The following is a 24229-nucleotide window of genomic DNA, read 5'->3' on the forward strand; positions in this document are numbered from 1 at the left end:
TGTTGTTATACGTCCTGAACAATCGCTATTCAGGGCCTTACTGATCACTCTGCAAACGAACATCACGTAATCGGTGCCGGGTTGAACAAGGTGATGTCGTTGTGTAGCCGTAGCGCTTCGGCGCAGGTTTTTTTCTTGCCGCTGGCAACGTCCAGGTAGAAGTGGAACAACTCCCACCCCAGGTCCTCGATGCTCGCGCGGCCTGTGGCGATGCGCCCGGCATCGATGTCGATCAGGTCCGGCCAGCGCTGGGCCAGTTCGGTGCGAGTCGAGACTTTCACCACCGGCGCCATGGCCAAACCATAGGGCGTGCCGCGTCCCGTGGTGAATACATGCAGGTTCATCCCCGCCGCCAGCTGCAACGTACCGCAGACAAAGTCGCTGGCCGGTGTCGCACAGAAGATCAGCCCTTTGCGCTTGAACCGTTCGCCAGGGCCGAGCACGCCGTTGATTGCGCTGCTGCCGGATTTGACGATGGAGCCCAGGGACTTCTCGACGATGTTTGACAGCCCGCCCTTCTTGTTACCTGGCGTGGTGTTGGCGCTGCGATCCGCTTCGCCCTTGGCGAGGTAACGGTCGTACCAGTCCATTTCACGGACCAGTTCTTGCGCTACTTCTTTGGTTTCGGCCCGGGAGGTCAGCAGGTAAATGGCGTCGCGCACTTCGGTGACTTCGGAGAACATCACCGTCGCCCCGGCCCGCAGTAACAGATCCGACGCATAACCCAATGCCGGGTTAGCGGTGATGCCACTGAACGCATCGCTGCCGCCGCACTGCATGCCCAGAATCAGCTCGGACGCCGGTACAGTTTCGCGACGACGCTGATCGAGCTTTTTCAGGCGCGCTTCAGCCATCGCCATGATCTCCTCGATCATTTCGACGAAGCCGTGGCTGGAATCCTGCAGGCGATACAGCCAGGGGTCATCGAGATCCACCGAGCTGTCGTTTTCATGCATGACCTGCCCCGGCTGCAATTTCTCGCAGCCCAGACTGATCACCAAGGCCTCGCCGCCCAGATTCGGGTTGCGTGCCAGATTGCGCACGGTGCGAATCGGGATGTAAGCATCGGTCGCGGTGATCGCCACGCCGCAGCCATAGCTGTGGGTCAGCGCCACCACGTCATCGACGTTCGGGTACTTGGGCAACAACTCATCGCGGATGCGCTTGACCGCATGATCGAGCACACCCGTCACGCACTGCACGGTGGTGGTGATGCCAAGGATATTGCGCGTACCGACGGTGCCGTCGGCGTTGCGATAACCCTCAAACGTGAAACCTTCCAGCGGCGCCTGTTTTTCCGGCACGTCAGTGGACAGTGGCAGGCTGTCCAGCGGTGGTGCGGACGGCATACGCAGTTGATCTTCCCTGACCCAGCTGCCGCGCGGAATCGCGTGCAAGGCATAACCGATGGTTTGCCCGTAACGTATCACCGGCTGGCCTTCGGCGATGTCCACCAGATTGACCTTGTGGCTTTGCGGCACGTTATCGAGGGTCACCAGGCCGTTGTCGAACCGGGTACCGGCCGGGACGCCTTGGTCATTGACCACAACCGCCACGTTGTCGAGTTCGTGCAAGCGGATGTAACGCGGCGAATCGGCATGTTGAATCAGGTTCATCACGGTTTTCCTCAGGATTTGGCTTGAGAAAGTGTGCCGGCGTTGTCACCGGTCAACGGCCCCTTGGCTGGCGGCTCGGTCAAGACGACACGTTTGATTGGGCCGACGATCACCAGGTAGCTGAACACGGCTACCAGCGCGTTGGCGCCGACGTACACCAAGGCCCATTTGAACGAGCCGGTGGCGCTGATGATGTAGCCAATCACGATCGGGGTAGTGATCGAAGCGATGTTGCCGAACATGTTGAACAGGCCACCGCTCAAACCGGCGATCTGTTTCGGCGAGGTGTCGGACACCACCGCCCAACCCAACGCGCCGACGCCTTTGCCGAAGAAAGCCAGGGCCATGAAGCCGACCACCATCCATTCGATATCAACGTAGTTACAGGCCACGATAGTGGTCGACAGCAGCAGACCACCAATGATCGGCGCCTTGCGGGCAAAGGTCAGCGAGTGGCCTTTACGCAATAGGTAGTCGGAAATGATCCCGCCCAACACCCCACCGATAAAGCCGCAGATGGCGGGCAGCGAAGCAATGAAGCCGGCCTTGAGGATGGTCATCCCGCGCTCCTGAACCAGGTACACCGGGAACCATGTCAGGAAAAAGTAGGTGATGCCGTTGATGCAGTATTGGCCCAGATAAACGCCTAGCATCATGCGGTTGGTCAACAGCTGACGCACGTAGTCCCACTTCGGACCACCACTGGCGCCTTTGCCTTTGTCCTGATCCATGTCGACCATGCCGCCGTTGTTGGCGATATGGTTGAACTCGGCTTCGTTGATCTTCGGGTGATTGCGCGGGCTGTGGATAACTTTCAGCCAGATCAGCGAAAACAACACGCCGACGCCGCCCATGACCACGAACACATGCTGCCAGCCGTAGGTGTAGACGATCCAGCCCATCAGCGGCGCGAACAGCACGGTGGCGAAGTATTGCGCAGAGTTGAAGATGGCCGAGGCCGTGCCGCGTTCAGCGGTCGGGAACCAGGCAGCCACAATGCGGGCGTTGCCGGGGAAGGATGGCGCTTCAGCCAGACCGACCAGGAAGCGCAGCATGAACAGCGCAACGATGGCGGTCGAGACACCGAACTCACCGACATAGCCTTGCAGCACGGTGAACAGCGACCACGTGAAGATGCTCAAGGCATAGACTCTCTTCGACCCGAAACGGTCGAGCAGCCAGCCGCCAGGAATCTGACCGGCCACGTAGGCCCAGCCGAACGCAGAGAAGATATAACCGAGGGTGACGGCGTCGATGCCGAGGTCTTTTTGCAGGCTGGAGCCCGCGATCGCGATGGTTGCACGGTCGGCATAGTTGATCGTGGTCACCAGAAAAAGCATGAGCAAAATCAAATAGCGGACGTGAGTCGGCTTGGTCTGTTGCATGTGCATGTGCTCCCACTAATTATTTTTTTGTGCGGGTAAAACATTTTTTACATGTTGCTCATGTAGGCGCTGCCGAAGGCTGCGGCAGCGCCTACAGATCGTCTATTTACGAACCGATGTAGCTGGTTTTTACGACGGTATAGAACTCTTGCGCATAGCGACCTTGCTCACGCGAACCGTAGGACGAACCCTTACGACCACCGAACGGCACGTGGTAATCGACACCGGCCGTTGGCAGGTTGATCATCACCATCCCGGCCTGTGAATGACGCTTGAAGTGGTTGGCGTACTTCAACGACGTCGTCGCGATGCCCGCCGACAGACCGAACTCAGTGTCGTTGGCCATGGCCAGCGCTGCTTCGTAATCCGCGACGCGAACAATGTTCGCAACCGGACCAAAAACTTCCTCCTTGCTGATGCGCATTTCCGCAGTGCTGTCCGCGAACAGGGTCGGTGCCAGGAAGTAACCTTCGGTGTCGCAAGTGACCAGCTCACCACCGGTTACCAGACGCGCGCCTTCATCCTGCGCGATGGCGACGTAGCTCATGTCTTGATCAAGCTGGGCCTTGGACACGACCGGACCGATATCGATGCCTGATTTCAGCGCGTGGCCGACCTTGATCGAACGCATGCGCTCGGCCATGGCTTCGACGAACGTGTCGTGAATGCCAGCCGTCACGATAAAGCGGCTGGAAGCGGTGCAACGCTGGCCGGTGGAGTAAAACGCGCTCTGTACCGACAGCTCGACCGCTTGTTTGAGGTCCGCGTCATCGAGAATGACCTGCGGGTTCTTGCCACCCATTTCCAGTTGCACTTTGGCCTGACGCGCGATGCAATCGACCGCGATCTGGCGACCAACGCCGACCGAACCGGTGAAGCTGATGCCATCGACCTTGCGGCTTTTAACCATCACGTCACCGACCACACGCCCACTGCCCATCACCAGGTTGAACACACCCGCCGGGAAGCCTGCACGGGAGATAATTTCAGCCAGGGCCCAGGCACAACCCGGAACCAGGTCCGCAGGCTTGATCACGACGCAGTTGCCGTAGGCCAGCGCCGGAGCGATTTTCCAGGCCGGAATGGCAATCGGGAAGTTCCACGGGGTGATCAGTCCGACCACACCCAGGGCTTCGCGAGTCACTTCGACGTTGACGCCCGGCCGTACCGACGGGATGTAGTCGCCGGAGATACGCAGGCATTCACCGGCGAAGAATTTGAAGATGTTACCGGCGCGGGTCACTTCGCCAATCGCTTCGGGCAAGGTCTTGCCTTCTTCACGGGCAAGCAAGGTACCGAGCTCTTCGCGACGGGCGAGGATTTCGCTACCAACCTTGTCCAGCGAGTCGCTACGCGCCTGAATACCGGACGTCGACCAGGCCGGGAATGCGCCGCGGGCTGCGTCAATGGCGGCATTGACCTGCGCCACGTCGGCCTGGGCGTATTCACCGATCACGTCCGACAGGTCGGACGGGTTGATGTTGGAAGAGTAGGTCGCACCGGCAACCCACTCACCGCCAATGTAGTTATCGAAACGCTTTGAATCAGACACAGACATTCTCCTGGAAAAGGCAAAAAACCGCTGACGGATCAGCGGCCTTGATTCATGCGATTTTTACTGCGCGCCCTGCTTGTCCATCAGCGCAGCCAGCATTTCGAACTCATCAGGTGTCAGGTCGGTCAGTGGGGTGCGTACCGGACCGGCGTCGTAGCCGGCGATTTTCGCGCCCGCCTTGACGATGCTGACCGCATAACCCGATTTGCGGTTGCGGATGTCCAGGTAAGGCAGGAAGAAGTCATCGATCAGCTTGCCGACAGTGGCGTGGTCGTCACGGGCAACGGCGTGATAGAAGTCCATCGCCATTTTCGGCAGGAAGTTGAACACCGCCGAGGAGTAGACCGGAACGCCCAGCGCCTTGTAGGCAGCTGCATAGACTTCGGCGGTCGGCAAGCCACCCAGGTAGCTGAAACGATCACCCAGGCGACGGCGGATCGACACCATCAGTTCGATGTCACCCAGACCGTCTTTGTAACCGATCAGATTCGGGCAGGTCTCAGCCAGACGCTCCAGCAGCGGCGCTGTCAGGCGGCAGACGTTACGGTTGTAAACGATCACCCCGATGTTGACCGACTTGCACACGGCTTCAACGTGGGCGGCAACGCCGTCCTGGCTGGCTTCAGTCAAATAGTGCGGCAGCAACAGCAAGCCTTTGGCGCCCAGGCGCTCGGCTTCTTGAGCATATTCGATGGCTTGACGGGTAGAACCACCGACACCGGCCAGGATCGGCACACTGGTGGCGCAGGTGTCTACAGCCGTCTTGATCACTTCGGAGTATTCGCTGGCCGCCAGGGAGAAGAACTCACCGGTGCCGCCAGCGGCGAACAAGGCAGTAGCGCCGTACGGGGCCAGCCACTCAAGACGCTTGATATAGCCCGCGCGATGGAAATCGCCCTGAGCATTGAAATCGGTGACCGGGAAAGACAACAGGCCGGAAGAGAGGATGGACTTCAGTTCTTGTGGATTCATTATTTGAACACCCTGGATAGCAAATGTGGAGGAAGCACATCAGCTCCAAACTGATGTCGTACGTCATCGTACAACTGAAAATAAGATCACTCAATAGGGATTTGCGGGAATTTGATTTGGAGGCGTGAGGGCCGATCAGCGGTCAGGGAAACTGCATCGACCCACATTTAGGAATTGTGACTTGCCTGCTAAGCCTGCTGCTGTTCTGCCTGTTCATGGGCATGACGCAGGCGTTCGCGGCTGTTGGTCAGGTGCAGGCGCATGGCCGCGCGGGCAGCGTCGGAGTCCTGGCGGGCGATGGCCTCGAAGATTTCTTCGTGCTCGCGGCTCAAGCGGTTCAGGTAGCGCTGTTGGTCATCATGAGCCAGACGCGCCGAATTGATCCGGGTACGCGGAATGATGCTGGTACCCAGATGGGTCATGATGTCGACGAAGTAGCGGTTGCCGGTGGACAAGGCAATCTGCAGGTGGAACTGAAAATCTGACGCCACCGCATCACCGGCCTGGGACGCACTTTCAATCAGGGCATCCAGTGCAGCACGCATGGCGACCAGTTGCTCAGGGGTGCGACGTTGCGCGGCCAACCCTGCGGATTCCACCTCAAGGCTGATGCGCAACTCAAGAATCGCCAACACATCACGCAGGGTGACAATGGTCGCCGGATCGATTCGAAAGCCGCTCGGGCTCGGCGTGTCCAGCACGAAAGTGCCGATGCCATGCCGGGTTTCCACCAGCCCGGACGCCTGCAAACGCGAGATTGCCTCGCGCACCACCGTCCGGCTGACGCCCTGCTCTTGCATGATCGCCGACTCTGTCGGCAACTTGTCTCCGCGCTTCAATTGGCCGTCGCGAATCCGTTCAGACAGTTCAGTGACCAATTCCTGAGCGAGGCTGCGGTGCTTTCTGCGAACGCGGGGCGCAGGACTCTGATTATCCATGTCGAACATTTGTCCCAAGGCAATTAAAGACACATGATAGCGCAACCGAGTTGTACGATAACACTCGTAACAACTCGGCCGGTTTCAGGTTATTGGTTTCAAACAACCACTTCAGGATGAGATTGCTCGCGCAGTTGCCCACCGTCAATGCGCAGATGCCGTCGATGGAAGCGTTTGAGACTGCTGCGATGGCCGATACTGAGCAAGGTCACGCCCGGCAACTCGTCGATCAGCGCCTGGTACAGAGCCGCCTCGTCTTCCTCGTCCATGGCTGAAGTTGCTTCATCCAGGTACAGCCAGCTGGGTGCATAGAGCAACGCGCGGGAGAAAGCCACACGCTGTTGTTCGCCTGGGGACAACATGCGCTGCCAGTGATCACTTTCATCCAGACGCGGTACCAGGTGCATCAAGCGACAGGTTTCAAGCACCTGAGCAAAGCGCTCGATGGGATACGCTTCCGGCGCCTGTGGATAACTTAACGCTTCGCGCAGTGTGCCTATTGGCAAATATGGCCGCTGCGGCAAAAACAGATAACGCTCGGCGGGCAGCTTCACGCTGCCCAGCCCATCGCTCCACAACCCACCCAACGCTCGCAGCAAGGTACTTTTGCCGCTGCCGGAACGACCGCTGAGCATGACCCGGTCACCGCGAGCGATGTTCAGGTTGGCGCCGGCCAGCAGTTCACGGCCATCAGCCAGGTTCAGCGCCAGGTTGTCAAAATGCAGGCCATCACCGTCTCGGTCCAACTTGATGGTTGAGGTGCGCGCTTCATTGTCCGCCATGCCCTGCCGGAAGCTCAGCAATCGGTCACACGTGGCGCGCCACGAGGCCAGTGTGGTGTACGCCTCGATGAACCAACTGAAGTTCTCTTGCACGTTGCCGAATGCAGAGTTGATCTGCATCAGACCGCCCAGTTCGATCGAGCCAGAGAAATAACGCGGTGACGCCACGACGAAAGCAAACACGGTGGCAATCTGGGAATAGCCCGCAGTGAAGAAGGTCAGCCGTTTGGAGACCTTCATGACGTTCCAGTAGTTGCTCCAGATCATGCCGAAGCGTGCGCTCAAGCGCTTGTTTTCATTAGGCTCACCGTTGGAGAACGCAATGCTTTCGGCATTTTCGCGAACCCGTACCAGGGCGAAACGCAAATCGGCTTCGTAGCGTTCTTGCTGGTTGCTCAGCTTGATCAAACGCTGCCCAATTTTGTGGGTCAGCCAGCTGCCAACCACTGCATACACGAGCGCGGCCCAAAACATGTAGCCGGGAATCGTGATGCCGAACAGCTCGATACTGCCCGACACGCCCCACAGAATGATCGAGAACGACACCAGACTGACCACGGTCCGGATCAAACCCAGCGCGAGACTCAAGGTGCTGGTGGTGAAACTGTTGAGGTCTTCGGACAGCCGTTGGTCAGGGTTATCGGTGTAGCCGTGTTGCTCCAACTGGTAGTAGTTCTTGTGGCTGAGCCATTTGGTAAAGTGCTGCTCGGTCAGCCAGCGACGCCAGCGGATGGTCAGCATCTGCGTCAGATAGAGACGGTACACCGCCCCCAGAATCGCCACCGTGGCGATGCCACAGAAGTACAGAATCAGGTGGGTAAACGCCGCCAGGTCTTTCTCTTGCAGCGCGTTATAAAAGTCTTTGTACCAGCTGTTGATCATCACCGAGATCGCCACGCTGAACAGCGAAAGCGCGATCACGGAGACCAGCAGTAGCCAGGCCATGCCCTTTTCTTCACTGCGCCAGTACGGCGTTATCAGCTTCCAGACGCGGCGGAAGAACTCTCCGCGTACGGCGTCATTGACCGCAGAATACTCGGCGTTGCGATTCATTATTCAGGCTCGATTGGGATAGAGAACTCGCGTCGGGCCGATCATAGATGATCGGCTTGCTGCTTCGCGAAGTCCTGAGACATTCGTTCAGTCCCCGTTCAGCGCCGAACCGGCCGCTTCTGCAATTTACGCTGCAGGGTCCGCCGGTGCATGCCCAACGCCCGTGCCGTCGCGGAAATATTGCCTTCGTGCTCAGTCAGCACACGTTGAATGTGCTCCCACTGCAGGCGGTCCACCGACATCGGGTTTTCTGGCACCAGCGTATCCAGATCAGCGTGCTCGGACAGCAAGGCCGCCAGCACATCATCGGCGTCGGCCGGTTTGCACAGGTAGTTGCAGGCGCCGCGCTTGATCGCTTCGACGGCGGTGGCGATGCTCGAATAACCGGTGAGGATCACCACGCGCATTTCCGGGTCGATTTCCAGCAGCTTGGGCAGCAGAACCAAACCGGAGTCGCCATTCATTTTCAGGTCGAGCGCAGCGTATTCGGGCACGTCATTCAAGGCCAGGGCAAGCCCTTCCTCTGCCGAACCTGCGGTGCTGACGCGGAAACCACGGCGGCTCATAGCCCGCGCCATCACGCGGGTGAAGGTGGCGTCATCGTCTACCAGCAATAAATGCGGCAGTTCTTCGCCTTCCACTTGGATCTCGTCACTCATGCTTGTCTCCTCGGGCGCCACAGGGCAGGCGAAGCTCAGTGAGCGTCCCGCCTTCCTCATGACTGTAGAGTTTTACCGAGCCACCTGCGCGGGTCACGCTGGCCTTGCTCAAAAATAGGCCGAGGCCGAAGCCTTTGCCTTTGGTGGTAAAAAACGGTTTGCCAATTTGTTCGGCGATTGCCGGCGGCACACCCGCCCCATGGTCACGAATACTGATGCAGATTTCTTCGGCGTCCCAGCCCAGATGCACTTCCAGCCCTTCCGGGCAAGCATCGGCGGCGTTGTTCAGCAGATTGAGCAATGCCTGAGTCAAGTCCGGCGGCGGCGCCAGGCGTGGCACCGTGCCTTGGCCCAGGCGCTGGAAGCGATAGCTGGCTTCAGGGCGCATCAGGTGCCAGCGGTTCAGGGCTTCGTCCAGCCAATCGGTGACGTCTTGTTCATCGATCGCCAATCGGCGGTTGGCTTCAGCCGCGCGCACCAGTTGTTGCAGGGTTTGCTTGCACTGTTGGACCTGCTCTTGCAGCACGCCGAGGTCTTCCTGTAACAGCGGATCGCTATGGTCCTGGCGCATTTCCTTGATCAACACGCTCATGGTCGCCAAGGGTGTACCCAATTCGTGGGCCGCGCCAGCTGCCTGGGTCGCGACCGCCAACAATTGTTGATCATGCAGGCCCTCCTCCCGACGCTCTGCACGCAGCTGCTCCTGACGCCGTAGCTCCTCGGCCATCTTCGCCGCGAAGAAAGTAATGACCGCCGCCGCCAGAGCAAAGCTCAGCCACATGCCATAGATCTGCATGTTCTCGCGGGCGATGGGAAAGGTGCCCATCGGATAGAACTGCACCAGTAACAGTGTGTAGCTGACCAGCGCCAGGCCCGAGAGCATCAGCGAATACAGCCACGGCAAGGTCACTGCGGCAATAGTCAGCGGCACCAGATAATAGGAAACAAACGGGTTGGTCGATCCGCCGGAGAAAAACAGCAGCACACTGTGGATCAGCATGTCGAATGCCAGCTGCACGGCGTATTCCAGCTCGGTAACCGGCCACGACGTGCGCAGACGAATGGCCGTCATCACGCACAGGACCATGGAGAACCCGAGGGTGATCGCCAATGGCAGCCATGGCAGCGGCAGCAAGTCGAACAAATAGGCAATACCCACCGAACCCGCTTGCGCGGCCAGTACCAACGTACGGATAACGGTCAGGCGCCACAGGTTCTGGCGGGTAGCTGAAAGCAGTTGAACGGGGGCGAGCATGAGCTCTCCTGATGAGCGCAGCAGGCGGATCGCAGCGAGTATAACCAAGCAGAGGTGAAAACAGCGAAAACTGCGTCAAAGCGCCACATACGCTAAAAAGACGCACACGAGCCCGGGACAGGCTGTGGGGAGCGAATTCATTCATAAATGAATTCGTTCTCACAGGGGAATGGCTGCCGGAACCTGAAGGGTTCGTCTACAGTCTGATAGTTTTCCGGGTGACGGTTACCCGTCGCAGCCGGTTCGTTAACAAGGAGTTTTTATGTTCAGCCTTCGCCCCACTGCCGCCCTCTTCGCCCTTGGCGCCGCAACGCTTGCCAGTCTGCCTGCGTTGGCTGAAGAGGTTCATTACAACCAGGTTTCCGTACGTGCCGAAGTCAGCCAGGAAGTCCAACGCGACTTGATGATGGTCACGCTGTACAGCGAAGCGCAGGACACGGATCCGGCCAAACTGGCTGCACAAATCACCGAAACCATGAACAAGGCCCTCGGCCAGGCGCGTCAGGTCAAGGACATCACGATTCGTCAGGGCAGCCGCAACAGCTACCCGATCTATGATGACAAAGGCCAGAAAATCACCGGCTGGCGCGAACGCTCCGAATTGCGCCTCGAGAGCGCGGACTTTGCCGCACTCTCCAAACTGACCGGCGAACTGCTGGAGGATTTGAAAATGGGCGGCATGGACTTCGCCATCTCCCCTCCCACGCGTAAAGCCAGCGAAGACACCCTGCTCAAGGACGCCGTCGCCGCCTTCAAAAACCGTGCGCAGCTGGTAACCGACGCCTTGGGTGGCAAGGGTTACAAACTGGTCAACCTGAACCTCAATACGTCGGGTTATCCACAGCCATACCAACGCGCCCCCGTCATGATGATGAAAGCCGCCCGCGCCGAGTCAGCCCCCACTCCGGAAGTCGAAGCCGGTACCAGCCAGGTCAGTGTCAACGCCGATGGCGTGATCGAAGTGTTGATGCAGTGATGCCATCACGGCGGCAGCCGCAGGTTGCCGCCGTTTTCTGTTCTTCCCCGCCCACATTCCGCCCTCCCGCCCGACCGTTGCCCTACAGCACTCGCTGCTCCGCCTGATTGGCATCCATTGCGCAAACCGTAAACTCCATCCCCGAAACACTTACTCATTCTTTTGCGTCGTGAGCAGCCCTGACACAGGGTGCATTGACGCGCCACTTTTTATGGAATCACGGATGAAGCCTCTTAACACCCCTTCAGATAACCCTCATTACTACACCGAAGCGATGCATTTGATCTCTCAGATACCCATCGACGAAAAGCCGTCGTCATCGTCGCAGAATGGCGACACGGTAGACTTCGAAGCCGGCGCCGGGGACAAAAACAAATCGACCCACCGGACCATCGAAGAGGTGCTGGCCTCTGTCGCATTTAGCACCGATAAGATTGAAGCCATTTACTTCGGTAACTGGTTGCGCGACTACTCGCAGTTGCTTGATCCCAAGATTGTGCGCGCAACTACGATGCCTAAAAATTTCCCGGACGTGCTCTCCCGTGAAGCGCTGACGCAGATAGTGGATGTACTGGCCATCCGTGAATTCCCCGCGCTGATGAAGATAGACCGGGATAAATTCAAGGTGACGCCGCAGAGGCTGGGCGTCTATCGCCCAAGCGAACACATCGATAATCCTAGAGTGGTGAACCCTGAACCGGCCGACCCCAAGCATCGCGACGCAGACTTCGAACCCTGGGTTCTGCCTGACAATCCGGTGTTGCAAGTCGACTTCGAAACCTCGAAAAAGCGTTATATCCAAGGTTCGGTTGACGTCATGGTCGGCGAATTGAAGAAGGCAATGCAGGAAGGGCCATCATCTACCGACGGGCTCAGGTCGTTCGGCGCAGCGCTGCATACCCTGGAAGATTTTTTTGCTCATTCCAACTTCGTCGAACTTAGCTTGATCAAAACGGGCTACGCGGATGTGTTGCCATGGACCTCGAAAGCCGATTGCAAGCGGAGCCTGCCGCTGGTCACCGGCATGTTCGGTGCCAGCGATGTTATCGCCAGCCTGGCAGCTCCTCTCGGGGAGATATTATTTTCGACAGAAGACACAACGTTTGAACCCACCAAGGCTGGCTTTCGCTCTGAACAAGACCAACTGATCCTGATTTTGCTCGGTGAGCACCCAAACGAAATACTGCTCCCTGCCTTCGAAGGATACCTCCAGGTTCGTGATACATGGGCCGACTTGCCTTTTTCCGAATGGGTGGAGAAGTTGCAATGGCAACTGGGTACCCCCCTACAAGTACTGAGTAATGCTGTCGGTACAATCATGCAAGGCATGCTGACATTGTTGGGAAACAGCATCGACGATAGCCAGACCTTGCTCGGTGACAACCCCAATACCAGTGGCTCAACTGACCCGACCCACTCACAGCTGGCCAAGGATCATGCCGAACACCCGCTTCATTCCCTTGCCGCATTACTGGCCCGGGATGCCGTTCTTCGAGTTGCACAAACCATACTGGGGCATTGGGAAGATAAGCCGGGTGCCGATCCTGTAACGGTCGCATCCTCTTACTTCGTCCACCCTCAGGATTGCGACTGGCAGGATGGTAAGGTACGAGAGTGGGCCGAAAAACACCCCGACCTCGTCCTTAGCAGCACGCGAAAAAGCGACTTGGATAAAGTGCATGAGCACTTGCACAACAGCGTTGTTCAAGGACTGGAAAAATTTAAGGAAGACGGCTCCCGCTTTTTAAGCGCCTTGATTAGCACCGACACTAATCCCCTGCTTGAGATATGGAAGCTCACCCCTGCTGGGCGCGCAGCTACTCATATCAAGGAGTTCCTCGGGCCAAAGAACTAAGCAAACCTTGTAGGGAAACGAAGCAGTGCGGCATTCTGCGCTGTCTGATCGCTGTCGACATCCGCAAGCGCCATTGTCGCGGGTTACGAACTCAGCGTTTATTGTGTCTGTCCACATCGCCGCATGATTCCAGACGACGCGTTTGCATCACTTTCTCGAGGCCGCTATGGACAATACCGCCTTTAAACCGCTGCTCCTCGCCGCCGCGCTGCTGGCCTGCACGCCTGTCGTCCAGGCCGCCAGCACCCTGGTGTACTGCTCGGAGGCCAGCCCTGCCGGCTTCGACCCGAGCCAATACACCAGTGGCACTGACTTCGATGCCTCGGCCGAAACCGTGTTCAACCGGCTGACGCAATTCGAACGCGGCAGTACTGAAGTCGAACCTGGCCTGGCCACCCGCTGGGAGGTGTCCAGCGATGGCCTGAGTTACACCTTCCACCTGCGCGAAAACGTTAAATTCCACACAACCGATTACTTCACACCCACTCGGGACTTCAACGCCGACGATGTGTTGTTCACCTTCGATCGTCTGCTCGACCCGAATCATCCGTTTCGCAAGGCTTACCCATCCGAGTCGCCGTACTTCAACGACATGGGCCTGAACACCACGATCAAGAGCGTCGACAAGGTTGATGAACACACCGTGCGCTTCAGCCTGAACAACGTCGATGCAGCCTTTATCCAGAACCTGGCCATGAGCTTTGCCTCGCTCCAGTCCGCTGAATATGCCGCGCAGTTACTCAAGGAAGGAAAGGCCGCCGACATCAACCAGAAGCCCATCGGCACCGGGCCTTTCGTGTTCAAGCGTTACCAAAAAGACTCGCAGATCCGCTACAGCGCCAACCCGACGTATTGGAAGCCGGAGGATGTGAAGCTGGACAATCTGGTGTTTTCTATCAACAGCGATGCCGCAGTGCGCCTGCAAAAACTCAAGACCGGCGAATGCCAGGTCAGCGGCTACCCGCGCCCGCAAGACATCGAGCTGATGGAAAAAGACCCAAACATCCAGGTGCTCAGCCAGCCCGGTTTCAACCTTGGTTTTCTCGCCTATAACGTCACTCACACACCGCTGGATCAGCTCAAGGTGCGCCAGGCGCTGGACATGGCCATCGACAAGCCGGCGATCATCAAGGCGGTTTACCAGAGCGCAGGGCAACTCGCGCAAAACGCCCTGCCACCCAACCAGTGGAGTTACGACCCAACGGTCAAGGATGCACCCTACGATCCGACCAAGGCCAGGCAACTGCTCAAGGAAGCGGGGATCGCGCCGGGCACCGAAATCAGCCTGTGGGCCATGACCGTACAGCGGGCGTCGAACCCCAATGCGCGTATGTCAGCGCAGATGATCCAGGCCGATTGGGCAAAAATCGGGATCAAGGCCAACATCGTCAGTTACGAATGGGGTGAGTACATCAAGCGCGCCAAGAGCGGCGAGCACGACGTGATGATTTATGGCTGGACCGGCGACAACGGCGACCCTGACAACTGGCTCGGCGTGCTCTACAGCTGCGCGGCGGTCAGCGGCAGCAACTTTGCCAAGTGGTGCGATCCGGCGTATGACACCTTGGTGCAACAGGCCAAATTGAGCCGTGACCGCGCAGAGCGGATCAGGCTTTATCAACAGGCTCAGCACATTCTCAAGGAGCAGGTGCCGATTACTCCGATTGCCAACTCCAAGGTATTTCAGCCACTGCGCAAAGAAGTGCAGAACTTCAAACTCAGCCCGTTTGGCCTGACGCCGTTCTATGGCGTCAGCCTGAATAAATAGCAATCCGTAGCACTCTCGCGCTAACCGGGTGCATTTCACACGCCCGGTTGCCCTCCTGCGGTGCAGCGAACTCCTCTGAAAACGACCACGCAAACGATCAAATTGGCACATAAGTACATGAATGCGACATTCTTGTACGTTCGTACCACTGTTTGGCGTTTCCTTGGCGCCACCATCTTGCTTTGGGTACGGCCCCTGCATAAGTATCGGCAGGGTCGACTCACGAGGTCGCACCCTCTATCTAAAAAAATGACAACAACATGAGGCCACCATGCTCAAAAACGCGGTCATTCCGTTTCTACTCAGCGCAGGTTTGATCGCCAGCGCTCCCTTCGCCCAAGCAGCTACCAATCTGGTGTTTTGCTCCGAAGGCAGCCCGGCCGGTTTCGACCCAGGCCAGTACACCACCGGCACCGACTTCGACGCGTCAGCCGAGACCATGTTCAACCGTCTGAGCCAGTTCGAACGCGGCGGCACTGCGGTCATTCCAGGGTTGGCGACCAGCTGGGACATTTCCCCTGACGTCCTGACCTACACCTTCCATCTGCGCGACGGGGTGAAGTTCCACACCACGCCTTACTTCAAGCCGACGCGTGACTTCAATGCCGATGACGTGCTGTTCACGTTCAACCGCATGCTCAACAAAGACGATCCGTTCCGCAAAGCCTATCCGACCGAGTTCCCGTACTTCACCGACATGGGCATGGACGAGAACATTACGAAGGTCGAGAAACTTGATGACCACACCGTCAAGTTCACGCTCAAGACCGTCGATGCTGCGTTCATCCAGAACATGGCCATGAGCTTCGCGTCCATCCAGTCCGCTGAATACGCTGCTCAGTTGCTTAAGGAAGGCAAGGCTCAGGACATCAACCAAAAGCCGATCGGCACCGGTCCGTTTGTGTTCAAGAGCTACCAGAAAGATTCGAACATCCGTTACACCGGCAACAAGGATTACTGGAAGCCTGAAGACGTCAAAGTCGACAGCCTGATCTTCGCCATCACCACCGACCCGTCGGTGCGCATGCAGAAGCTCAAGAAAGGCGAATGCCAGATCACCCTGTTCCCGCGCCCAGCCGATCTAAAAGTGCTCGAAGCGGACAAAGAGCTGAAAATGCCTCACCAGGCGGGTTTCAACCTTGGTTACATCGCCTACAACGTGATGGACAAGATCAAGGGCAGCGACACGCCCAACCCGATGGCTCAGCTGAAAGTCCGTCAAGCGCTGGACATGGCGGTGAACAAACAGCAGATCATCGATTCCGTGTATCAGGGTGCGGGCCAACTGGCCGTCAACGCCATGCCGCCGACCCAATGGTCGTATGACACCACCATCAAAGATGCGGGCTACAACCCTGAGAAAGCCAAAGCGCTGCTCAAGGAAGCCGGCGTTAAAGAAGGGACCGAGATCACCCTGTGGGCGATGCCGGTTCAGCGTCCGTACAACCCCAACGCCAAGTTGATGGCCGAGATGCTCCAGTCCGACTGGTCGAAGATCGGTATCAAGGCCAAGATCGTCACGTACGAATGGGGCGAGTACATCAAGCGCGCCAAAGCAGGTGAAAACGGCGCGATGCTGATTGGCTGGAGCGGCGATAACGGTGACCCGGATAACTGGCTGGGCACCCTGTTCGGTTGCGACGCACTGAACGGCAACAACTTCTCGAAATGGTGTGATAAACCGTACGACGCCATCATCAAGCAAGCCAAGGCAACCCCGGATCAGGCCAAGCGCACCGAACTGTACAAACAGGCGCAACACCTCCTCAAAGACGCGGTGCCGATGACCCCTATCGCGCACTCCACCGTCTACCAACCTATGCGCAGCAACGTGCAGGACTTCAAGATCAGCCCGTTTGGTCTGAACTCCTTTTACGGTGTCAGCGTTAGCAAGTAAGGGTGTTGTCACTGTGCTGTTACACACGGCGCAGTGACATCCACTTCCGGAACTTATAGACACTCACGTCAGCAGGGAAACGGCCTAATCAGCGGCTTCCCATGCTCTCTCGTCATGTTTCCTATAAGCCCTGAAGCACTCCGAATATTTACTGGACGGCCTGACGAACATAAGTTCGAAGGCTTATGGCTTTGCTATTCGCAAAAATAGTTGAGTGCTCGAGAACACGTCGGGAACAGGGATGTTCCGTCGTCGTTTGCCCGACATTCATCCTGGGGCGAGATTTTCGCTCCCGGCAACGCCATTCCGGCGATTTGATGCCTTGCGTGCACAGGGGGCATTGAAGCGTGCAGTAGCCGTGTTCCATCAAGCCAGATCACCCATAAGACTGGCCCTTATAAAAGCAGTAAAGGGAGCTTCATACCGTGAGAAAGACCAGTACCGCTCTATTAGCCATGTCCATTACTACCTTGGGCGCCATGGCTCACGCAGAAAACGCCAGTCAGGCGTTCGTCCCGACAACGTTGAGTACCACCCACGCTCAAGACGGCGCAAAAGGCTTTATCGAAGACCAGCACCTGACAGGGTCCACCCGTAACTTCTACGCACGGGAACGCAGCACGCGCGCAGACCTTTTCAGCTATCAAAAAGACGGCCAAAAAGTCCCCACCAACCGTCGCGATACCTGGACCCAAGGCACCATCCTCAACTACACCTCGGGCTTCACCGAAGGCTCGGTCGGGATCGGTACTGAAGTCGCCGTTTACAACGAAGTCGCGCTTGAAGCGGGCCACGCACGTATCGCTGGCGGCGGAAACCGTACCCTCACTGACAGCAATGGTGATGCCGTCGACCAATGGAGCAAAATGGGCCTGGGCAACATCAAGGCGCGTATTTCCAACAGCACATTGACGGCCGGTCGCCAGTCCATGAACACGCCGGTCATTGCCTACATCGGCAACCGTGCGCTGCCTTCGAGCTTCAACGGTTTCAGCCTGCTCAGCGAAGAGTTCAACAACCTGTCGTTCCAGGCGGGCAGCTTCGACCGCGTATCGCCGCGTACCGAACAGAGCATGACCCGGTTCCGCTCCGAGTACGCCAGCAGCACCGCCACCGCCGACCGCCTGAGCATGGCCGGTGTCGACTACAAACCGTCCAAAGCCCTGACGGCCAGCTTCTACGCATCGGACCTGGAAGACTTCTGGAGGCAGTACTACGTCGGCATCACTCATGACGTGGGTGACACCTCGATCGTGGGCCTGACCACCGGGTTCAACTACTACAAAACCAAGGACTCAGGCCAAAGCAAACTCGGCGCGATCGACAACGACACCTTCAGCCTGTCGTTCACCGCGACGCACCTGGCGCACAGCCTGACCTTCGCGTACCAGGAAGTGGCCGGTAACGAGTACTTCGACTACGCCCACGAGACCAACGGCATCTTCCTGGCCAACTCCTTGCTCTCTGACTTCAACGGCCCGAACGAGAAATCCTTCCAGATCGGTTACGTGCTGAACATGGCCGCGTACGGCATCCCGGGCCTGAAATTCAATGTGTACGAGGCTCGCGGCTGGGGCATCGACGGTACTCACTACGCCGGCACCGCTTACGACGTGAAAAAGATGGACGGTGAAAAACACCAGGAGTACGGGATCGGCACCAGCTACACCCTGCAGAGCGGCCCTCTCAAGGACACCTCTGTGCGCGCGACTTACACCACCCACCGCGCCAGTGAGAATCAGGTCGACGGCAGCCTGAACGAGTTGCGGCTGGTGACCACGATTCCATTCAACATTCTTTAAATCGTCGATAGCGCCTTGTGCGGCTGAAACCCGGAACCCTGCGCAATCAGCCGCACAGGCCATCACCGCTCATGTGTTTAAGGAGGGTCTATATGAAAGTGCTTTCTCTACGAACCTCGATTGCGTTGGCTCTGCTCAGCGTCGCCGTCAGCGTTTCAGCCAAACCCCTGGTGGTCTGCACCGAGGCCAGCCCTGAAGGTTTCGATATTGTGCAATACACGACGGCCGTCACGGCCGACGCCTCGGCGGAAACTATCCTCGACCGTCTGGTAACGTTCAAACCCGGCACCAGCGATACCGCACCGGGCTTGGCCGAAAGCTGGGACATCAGCCTGGACGGCCTCAGCTACACCTTCCACTTGCGCCACGGCGTGAAGTTCCAGACCACCGATTATTTCAAGCCTACGCGTGAGATGAACGCCGATGACGTGCTGTGGAGCTTCCAGCGTCAATGGGACCCGAAGCACCCATGGCATGATAAATCGCTCACCGGTTTCCCTTACTTCGAGAGCATGGGTTTCAATGACCTGCTCAAAAACGTCGAAAAACTCGACGACTACACCGTCAAATTCACCCTGTCCCGTCCTGAATCTCCGTTCCTGCGCGACTTGGCAATGCCCTTTACGTCGATCTACTCAGCCGAGTACGGCGATCAGTTGCTCAAGGCCGGTAAGCCCGGCGAGCTGAACAGCAAACCTGTTGGTACCGGCCCGTTCATCCTGGTCCGCTACGCCAAAGACGCGCAGGTCCGCTTTAAAGCCAACCCTGACTACTGGAAGGGGACTGTGCCCAGCGAGGCGCTGATTTTCGCCATCACGCTCGACAACAATACTCGCCTGCAAAAGCTCAAGGCTAACGAGTGCCAGATCGCGCTTTATCCAAAACCTGACGACATTGCCAGCATCAAGGCTGACCCCAATCTCAAGATTGACGAGATGGAAGCCATGATGACCAGCTACATTGCCATCAATACGTCGCACACCTACTTGAGCGATGTGCGGGTGCGTGAAGCGATCAATATCGCCTTCGACAAAAAAGCCTATATCAGAGCCCTGTTTGGTGAAGGCAAAGCCACCGAAGGGGTCAACCCGTATCCGCCAACGCTTCTCGGCTACGCTACAGATATCCAGAATCCACCTCGTGATCTGGACAAGGCCCGCGCACTATTGAAAGACGCCGGTGTCCCAAAAGGGCAAGTGTTCACCCTGTTCAGCCGTAACGGTGGTGCCGTCACCAACCCTAATCCGTTGGTCGGCGCACAGATGCTGCAATCGGATCTGGCGCAGGTAGGTATCAAGGTGGATATTCGCGTTCTGGAATGGGGCGAGATGCTTAAGCGCGCCAAGAACGGAGAACATGACATGGTGTTCGCCGGATGGGCAGGTGACAACGGTGACCCGGATAACTTCCTGACACCGAACCTCAGTTGTGACGCCGCAAAAAATGGTGAAAATTACGCCCGTTGGTGCAACAAGGCATTCGAAGAGGCGGTTTCCAGCGCGCGCACGAAGACCGACCCCACAGAACGGGCCGCGCTCTACGAGCAAGCCCAGCACATTTTTCACCAGGAACAACCGTGGATAAGCTTGGCCCACCCCAAACTGTTCACGGCGATGCGCAAGAATGTCGAGGGCTATCACATCAGTCCGCTGACCAATAACAACTTCGCCACCACTCAGGTGAAGTAGATAAAAACACCGGTGCTGCTCGTAACCCGAGCTTCACCGGGGCACGCCTAACCGGCTGATGAGGTACACCAGAAGATGTTTAGTTTTATTGCCCGCCGCGTGGGATTGTTGATCCCCACCTTCTTCGGCATCACCCTGCTGACCTTTGCCTTGATTCGCTTGATTCCGGGTGATCCGGTCGAAGTCATGATGGGGGAGCGCCGGGTCGATCCGGAAATGCACGCTCAAGCCATGGAACGTCTTGGCCTGAACAAACCCCTGTATGCGCAGTACCTCGATTACGTCGGCAAGCTCGCCCACGGCGATCTCGGCGAATCGTTGCGCACGCGAGAAAGCGTCTGGACGGAGTTCACCGCGCTGTTCCCTGCCACCCTGGAGTTGGCGACGACCGCGCTGATTTTCGCGGGCATCCTGGGCCTGCTGGCCGGGGTGATCGCGGCACTCAAGCGAGGCTCCCTGTTCGACCACGGAGTCATGGGCATCTCCCTCGCGGGGTATTCGATGCCGATCTTCTGGTGGGGCCTGATCCTGATCATGTTCTTCTCGGTGTCGCTGGGCTGGACCCCGGTCTCTGGACGCATTGACCTGCTGTATGACATAGAGCCGCGAACCGGCTTCATGCTCATCGACACGTTGCTCAGCGATGAAAAGGGTTCGTTCCTCGATGCCCTGCATCACCTGATTCTGCCGGCCATCGTCCTGGGCACCATCCCCTTGGCAGTGATCGCCCGGATGACCCGTTCCTCGATGCTCGAAGTGCTGCGTGAAGACTACGTACGTACCGCTCGGGCCAAAGGCCTGTCGCCAGCGCGCGTGGTGTTCGTTCACGGCCTGCGTAACGCGTTGATCCCGGTATTGACGGTGTTCGGTCTGCAAGTCGGCACACTGCTGGCGGGTGCGGTACTGACCGAAACGATTTTCTCCTGGCCCGGTATCGGCAAGTGGCTGATCGAAGCCATTGGCGCCCGGGACTATCCCGTGGTGCAAAACGGCATCCTGTTAATCGCCTGCCTGGTGATTCTGGTCAACTTCGTGGTGGACATCCTCTACGGCTTTGCCAACCCACGCATCCGCCACCAGCGCTGAGATCATCCTAATGAGCACACCTACTCCCGTGGCAGCAGTCGATCAAAGCCTGCTCTACCCCTCGCCGTACAAAGAGTTCTGGCAAGCATTTGCGCAGAACAAAGGCGCCGTTGCCGGCCTGATGTTCATGACCTTGATCGTGTTCTGCGCCCTATTTGCCCCGTGGGTCGCACCCCATGATCCCACTGAGCAGTACCGCGACTTCCTGCTGACCCCACCGGTCTGGCTTGCAGGCGGCCAATGGCAATTCCTGCTCGGCACCGACGAACTGGGACGCGACCTGCTGTCGCGCTTGATCACGGGTTCGCGTCTGTCGCTGCTGATCGGTTTGTCCTCGGTGGTCATGTCGTTGATTCCGGGGATTCTGATGGGCCTGCTCGCCGGGTTCTTCCCGCGTATTCTCGGCCCGTCGATCATGCGCCTGATGGACGTCATGCTGGCCCTGCCGTCGCTGCTGCTGGCCGTTGCGATTGTCGCCATCCTCGGCCCTGGCCTGATCAACACCATCATCGCAATTGCTGTCGTGTCCCTGCCTTCGTACGTGCGTCTGACCCGTGCTGCCGTCATGGGCGAACTGAACCGCGACTACGTCACTGCTGCCCGTCTGGCCGGTGCCACTCTGCCGCGCTTGATGTTCATCACCGTGCTGCCTAACTGCATGGCGCCGCTGATCGTGCAAGCGACCTTGAGCTTTTCCTCGGCGATTCTCGATGCCGCGGCCCTGGGTTTCCTCGGCCTGGGTGTGCAACCGCCCACCCCTGAATGGGGGACCATGCTGGCCTCGGCCCGTGACTACATCGAACGCGCCTGGTGGGTCGTAAGCCTGCCCGGTCTGACCATTTTGCTCAGCGTGCTGGCAATCAACCTGATGGGCGACGGACTGCGCGATGCGCTGGACCCGAAGCTCAAGAATGCCGCCTGAGGAGATTCGTATGTCACTTTTAGAAATCAAGAATCTCAACGTCCGCTTCGGCGACGCCAAGGCCGTGCCGGTTGTCGACGGTCTGGACCTCAACGTGGAAAAGGGCGAAGTGCTGGCCATCGTTGGCGAATCGGGTTCCGGTAAATCGGTCACCATGATGGCGCTGATGGGCTTGATCGATCCGCCCGGCGTGGTCTCTGCCGACTCCCTGAGCTTCGATGGCCAGGAGTTGCTCAAGCTCAGTGCGCGTCAGCGTCGACGGATCATCGGCAAAGACATGGCGATGGTCTTCCAGGACCCGATGACCGCACTCAACCCCAGCTATACCGTGGGTTTCCAGATCGAGGAAGTGTTGCGCCAGCACTTGAACCTGTCTGGCAAAGCCGCACGCCAACGCGCACTGGAACTGCTTGAGAAAGTAGAAATCCCCGGCGCTGCTGCTCGCTTGCACGCCTACCCGCACCAACTGTCCGGCGGCATGAGCCAACGTGTGGCGATTGCCATGGCGATTGCCGGCGAGCCAAAACTGCTGATCGCCGACGAGCCGACCACGGCGCTGGACGTGACCATTCAGGCACAGATCATGGACCTGCTGCTGAGCCTGCAAAAAGAGCAGGACATGGCACTGGTGCTGATCACTCACGACCTGGCGGTAGTCGCCGAAACGGCCCAACGCGTATGCGTGATGTACGCGGGGCAAGCCGTTGAAGTCGGTCAGGTGCCGGGGTTGTTCGACGTCCCCGCTCACCCTTACAGCGAAGCCTTGCTGGCCGCGATCCCCGAGCACAGCATGGGCGCCGAACGTCTGGCGACCTTGCCGGGCATGGTGCCAGGGCGTTATGACCGACCCCAGGGCTGCCTGCTGTCACCGCGCTGCCCCTATGTGCAAGACAACTGCCGGACAGAGCGTCCAGGCCTGGACTCTAAAGCCCATAGCTTTGCCCGCTGTTTTTATCCGCTTAATCAGGAGCTGGTGTTATGAGCGTCGTTCTTACCGCCCGCGACCTTACCCGTCACTACGAAGTATCCCTTGGCCTGTTCAAGGGTCATGCCTTGGTTCGGGCCCTTAACGGTGTGTCCTTCGAGCTGGAAGCTGGCAAGACCCTGGCTGTGGTCGGCGAATCGGGCTGTGGCAAGTCCACCCTGGCGCGCGCCCTGACCCTGATTGAAGAGCCCTCCTCCGGCTCGCTGAAAATCGCCGGGCAAGAAGTCACCGGCGCCAGCAAAGCCGAACGCAAGCAGTTGCGACGCGACGTGCAGATGGTGTTCCAGAGCCCTTATGCATCGCTTAACCCACGGCAGAAAATCGGCGACCAGTTGGGCGAGCCATTGCTGATCAATACCAACCTGACCCGTGCCGAACGCCGGGAAAAAGTCCAGGCGATGATGCAACAGGTCGGGCTGCGTCCCGAGCATTATCAGCGTTACCCGCACATGTTCTCTGGCGGTCAGCGCCAACGTATCGCCCTGGCGCGCGCCATGATGCTGCAACCCAAAGTGTTGGTGGCGGATGAACCGACCTCCGCGCTGGACGTCTCGATTCAGGCGCAGGTACTCAATCTGTTCATGGATTTGCAGAAGGAGTTCAACACCGCTTACGTGTTCATCTCCCACAACCTGTCGGTGGTGCGTCACGTGGCCGATACGGTGCTGGTGATGTACCTCGGACGTCCGGCGGAGATGGGCCCCAAGGAAGAAATCTACAACCGGCCACTGCACCCTTATACCCAGGCACTGCTGTCGGCAACCCCGACTATCCACCCGGACCCGCTGAAGCCGAAGATCAAAATCGTCGGTGAACTGCCCAACCCGCTCAACCCGCCAAGCGGCTGCGCCTTCCACAAGCGCTGCCCCTACGCGACTGAACGCTGCATCATCGAAGAACCGGCCCTGCGCCTGTTGGACAACCGTCAGGTTGCCTGCCATCACGCAGAGCAGTTCATCGTGTGACGGGCTGAAGGCGGTGTGTCAACCACACCGCCTTCGCGAACACTTGACGCGGTGTGTCTGACACACCGCG

General features: G+C 58.2%; 18 protein-coding genes. 10 read left to right on the plus strand and 8 right to left on the minus strand.

From position 1 onward, the window contains the following. Positions 1–62 precede the first annotated feature (62 nt). The 8 genes from garD to K0F75_RS23155 all read right to left on the minus strand — a co-directional run bounded on the left by garD (position 63) and on the right by K0F75_RS23155 (position 10215). The gene (gene garD, locus K0F75_RS23120) at positions 63–1616 is read right to left on the minus strand and encodes a galactarate dehydratase (RefSeq protein WP_219064287.1); all 1554 of its coding nucleotides are present in this window, start codon (positions 1614–1616) and stop codon (positions 63–65) included. An 11-nt stretch (positions 1617–1627) separates the two neighbouring features. After that, complete coding sequence (locus K0F75_RS23125; RefSeq protein WP_219064288.1) at positions 1628–3001, minus strand: MFS transporter; 1374 nt, start codon at positions 2999–3001, stop codon at positions 1628–1630. A gap of 106 nt (positions 3002–3107) precedes the next feature. Beyond that, positions 3108–4553 (minus strand): aldehyde dehydrogenase family protein, encoded by a 1446-nt coding sequence (locus K0F75_RS23130; RefSeq protein WP_219064289.1) that lies wholly within the window; start codon positions 4551–4553, stop codon positions 3108–3110. Positions 4554–4616: 63 nt separating this feature from the next. Then, positions 4617–5528 carry a 5-dehydro-4-deoxyglucarate dehydratase gene (kdgD, locus tag K0F75_RS23135; protein WP_219064290.1) on the minus strand — a complete coding sequence of 304 codons (912 nt, stop codon included), beginning with the start codon at positions 5526–5528 and terminating at the stop codon, positions 4617–4619. A gap of 188 nt (positions 5529–5716) precedes the next feature. After that, positions 5717–6466, minus strand: a complete 750-nt coding sequence (locus K0F75_RS23140; protein WP_219064291.1) for a FadR/GntR family transcriptional regulator — start codon at positions 6464–6466, stop codon at positions 5717–5719. Positions 6467–6564: 98 nt separating this feature from the next. Further along, entirely contained in the window at positions 6565–8301 is a 1737-nt protein-coding gene (locus K0F75_RS23145) for an ABC transporter ATP-binding protein/permease (protein ID WP_219064292.1), read from the minus strand. Positions 8302–8399: 98 nt separating this feature from the next. Next, positions 8400–8960, minus strand: a complete 561-nt coding sequence (locus K0F75_RS23150; RefSeq protein ID WP_219064293.1) for a response regulator transcription factor — start codon at positions 8958–8960, stop codon at positions 8400–8402. Continuing rightward, positions 8953–10215, minus strand: a complete 1263-nt coding sequence (locus tag K0F75_RS23155; RefSeq protein WP_219064294.1) for an ATP-binding protein — start codon at positions 10213–10215, stop codon at positions 8953–8955. The genes K0F75_RS23150 and K0F75_RS23155 overlap by 8 nt, the downstream gene beginning before the upstream one ends. Before the next feature lie 262 nt (positions 10216–10477). Here K0F75_RS23155 and K0F75_RS23160 point away from each other — a divergent pair, with 262 nt between their 5' ends. From K0F75_RS23160 to K0F75_RS23205, 10 genes are all read left to right on the plus strand, one after another. After that, positions 10478–11191, plus strand: coding sequence for an SIMPL domain-containing protein (locus tag K0F75_RS23160; RefSeq protein ID WP_219064295.1), 714 nt, complete (start codon positions 10478–10480; stop codon positions 11189–11191). A 223-nt stretch (positions 11192–11414) separates the two neighbouring features. Further along, positions 11415–13046 (plus strand): Het-C domain-containing protein, encoded by a 1632-nt coding sequence (locus K0F75_RS23165; protein WP_257604472.1) that lies wholly within the window; start codon positions 11415–11417, stop codon positions 13044–13046. A 166-nt stretch (positions 13047–13212) separates the two neighbouring features. Further along, on the plus strand, positions 13213–14814 hold the full coding sequence (locus K0F75_RS23170; RefSeq protein WP_219064296.1) for an ABC transporter substrate-binding protein: 1602 nt from the start codon (positions 13213–13215) through the stop codon (positions 14812–14814). Positions 14815–15085: 271 nt separating this feature from the next. Continuing rightward, a complete protein-coding gene (locus tag K0F75_RS23175; RefSeq protein WP_219064297.1) occupies positions 15086–16711 on the plus strand; it encodes an ABC transporter substrate-binding protein in 1626 nt (541 codons plus the stop codon). 425 nt (positions 16712–17136) lie between these two features. After that, complete coding sequence (locus K0F75_RS23180) at positions 17137–18513, plus strand: OprD family porin (protein ID WP_219064298.1); 1377 nt, start codon at positions 17137–17139, stop codon at positions 18511–18513. Between the two features lie 92 nt (positions 18514–18605). Then, positions 18606–20201 (plus strand): ABC transporter substrate-binding protein, encoded by a 1596-nt coding sequence (locus tag K0F75_RS23185; protein WP_219064299.1) that lies wholly within the window; start codon positions 18606–18608, stop codon positions 20199–20201. Positions 20202–20276: 75 nt separating this feature from the next. Then, positions 20277–21287 (plus strand): ABC transporter permease subunit, encoded by a 1011-nt coding sequence (locus K0F75_RS23190; protein ID WP_219064300.1) that lies wholly within the window; start codon positions 20277–20279, stop codon positions 21285–21287. 10 nt (positions 21288–21297) lie between these two features. Beyond that, complete coding sequence (locus tag K0F75_RS23195; protein ID WP_219064301.1) at positions 21298–22209, plus strand: ABC transporter permease subunit; 912 nt, start codon at positions 21298–21300, stop codon at positions 22207–22209. A 10-nt stretch (positions 22210–22219) separates the two neighbouring features. Next, entirely contained in the window at positions 22220–23191 is a 972-nt protein-coding gene (locus K0F75_RS23200; protein WP_219064302.1) for an ABC transporter ATP-binding protein, read from the plus strand. Beyond that, a complete protein-coding gene (locus tag K0F75_RS23205; RefSeq protein WP_219064303.1) occupies positions 23188–24159 on the plus strand; it encodes a peptide ABC transporter ATP-binding protein in 972 nt (323 codons plus the stop codon). The genes K0F75_RS23200 and K0F75_RS23205 overlap by 4 nt, the downstream gene beginning before the upstream one ends. The last annotated feature ends 70 nt before the right edge of the window (positions 24160–24229 follow it).

Source organism: Pseudomonas sp. UMAB-08 (assembly GCF_900095225.1).
Lineage (GTDB): Bacteria > Pseudomonadota > Gammaproteobacteria > Pseudomonadales > Pseudomonadaceae > Aquipseudomonas.

Bases quoted from the DNA above. Each gene is read 5' to 3' on its own strand.
- K0F75_RS23150 (WP_219064293.1), bottom strand. From the start codon at position 8,960: ATGAGTGACGAGATCCAAGTGGAAGGCGAAGAACTGCCGCATTTATTG.
- K0F75_RS23140 (WP_219064291.1), bottom strand. From the start codon at position 6,466: ATGGATAATCAGAGTCCTGCGCCCCGCGTTCGCAGAAAGCACCGCAGC.
- K0F75_RS23205 (WP_219064303.1), top strand. From the start codon at position 23,188: ATGAGCGTCGTTCTTACCGCCCGCGACCTTACCCGTCACTACGAAGTA.
- K0F75_RS23160 (WP_219064295.1), top strand. From the start codon at position 10,478: ATGTTCAGCCTTCGCCCCACTGCCGCCCTCTTCGCCCTTGGCGCCGCA.
- kdgD (WP_219064290.1), bottom strand. From the start codon at position 5,528: ATGAATCCACAAGAACTGAAGTCCATCCTCTCTTCCGGCCTGTTGTCT.
- K0F75_RS23145 (WP_219064292.1), bottom strand. From the start codon at position 8,301: ATGAATCGCAACGCCGAGTATTCTGCGGTCAATGACGCCGTACGCGGA.
- K0F75_RS23155 (WP_219064294.1), bottom strand. From the start codon at position 10,215: ATGCTCGCCCCCGTTCAACTGCTTTCAGCTACCCGCCAGAACCTGTGG.
- garD (WP_219064287.1), bottom strand. From the start codon at position 1,616: ATGAACCTGATTCAACATGCCGATTCGCCGCGTTACATCCGCTTGCAC.
- K0F75_RS23185 (WP_219064299.1), top strand. From the start codon at position 18,606: ATGAAAGTGCTTTCTCTACGAACCTCGATTGCGTTGGCTCTGCTCAGC.
- K0F75_RS23165 (WP_257604472.1), top strand. From the start codon at position 11,415: ATGAAGCCTCTTAACACCCCTTCAGATAACCCTCATTACTACACCGAA.
- K0F75_RS23195 (WP_219064301.1), top strand. From the start codon at position 21,298: ATGAGCACACCTACTCCCGTGGCAGCAGTCGATCAAAGCCTGCTCTAC.
- K0F75_RS23175 (WP_219064297.1), top strand. From the start codon at position 15,086: ATGCTCAAAAACGCGGTCATTCCGTTTCTACTCAGCGCAGGTTTGATC.
- K0F75_RS23200 (WP_219064302.1), top strand. From the start codon at position 22,220: ATGTCACTTTTAGAAATCAAGAATCTCAACGTCCGCTTCGGCGACGCC.
- K0F75_RS23170 (WP_219064296.1), top strand. From the start codon at position 13,213: ATGGACAATACCGCCTTTAAACCGCTGCTCCTCGCCGCCGCGCTGCTG.
- K0F75_RS23190 (WP_219064300.1), top strand. From the start codon at position 20,277: ATGTTTAGTTTTATTGCCCGCCGCGTGGGATTGTTGATCCCCACCTTC.
- K0F75_RS23125 (WP_219064288.1), bottom strand. From the start codon at position 3,001: ATGCAACAGACCAAGCCGACTCACGTCCGCTATTTGATTTTGCTCATG.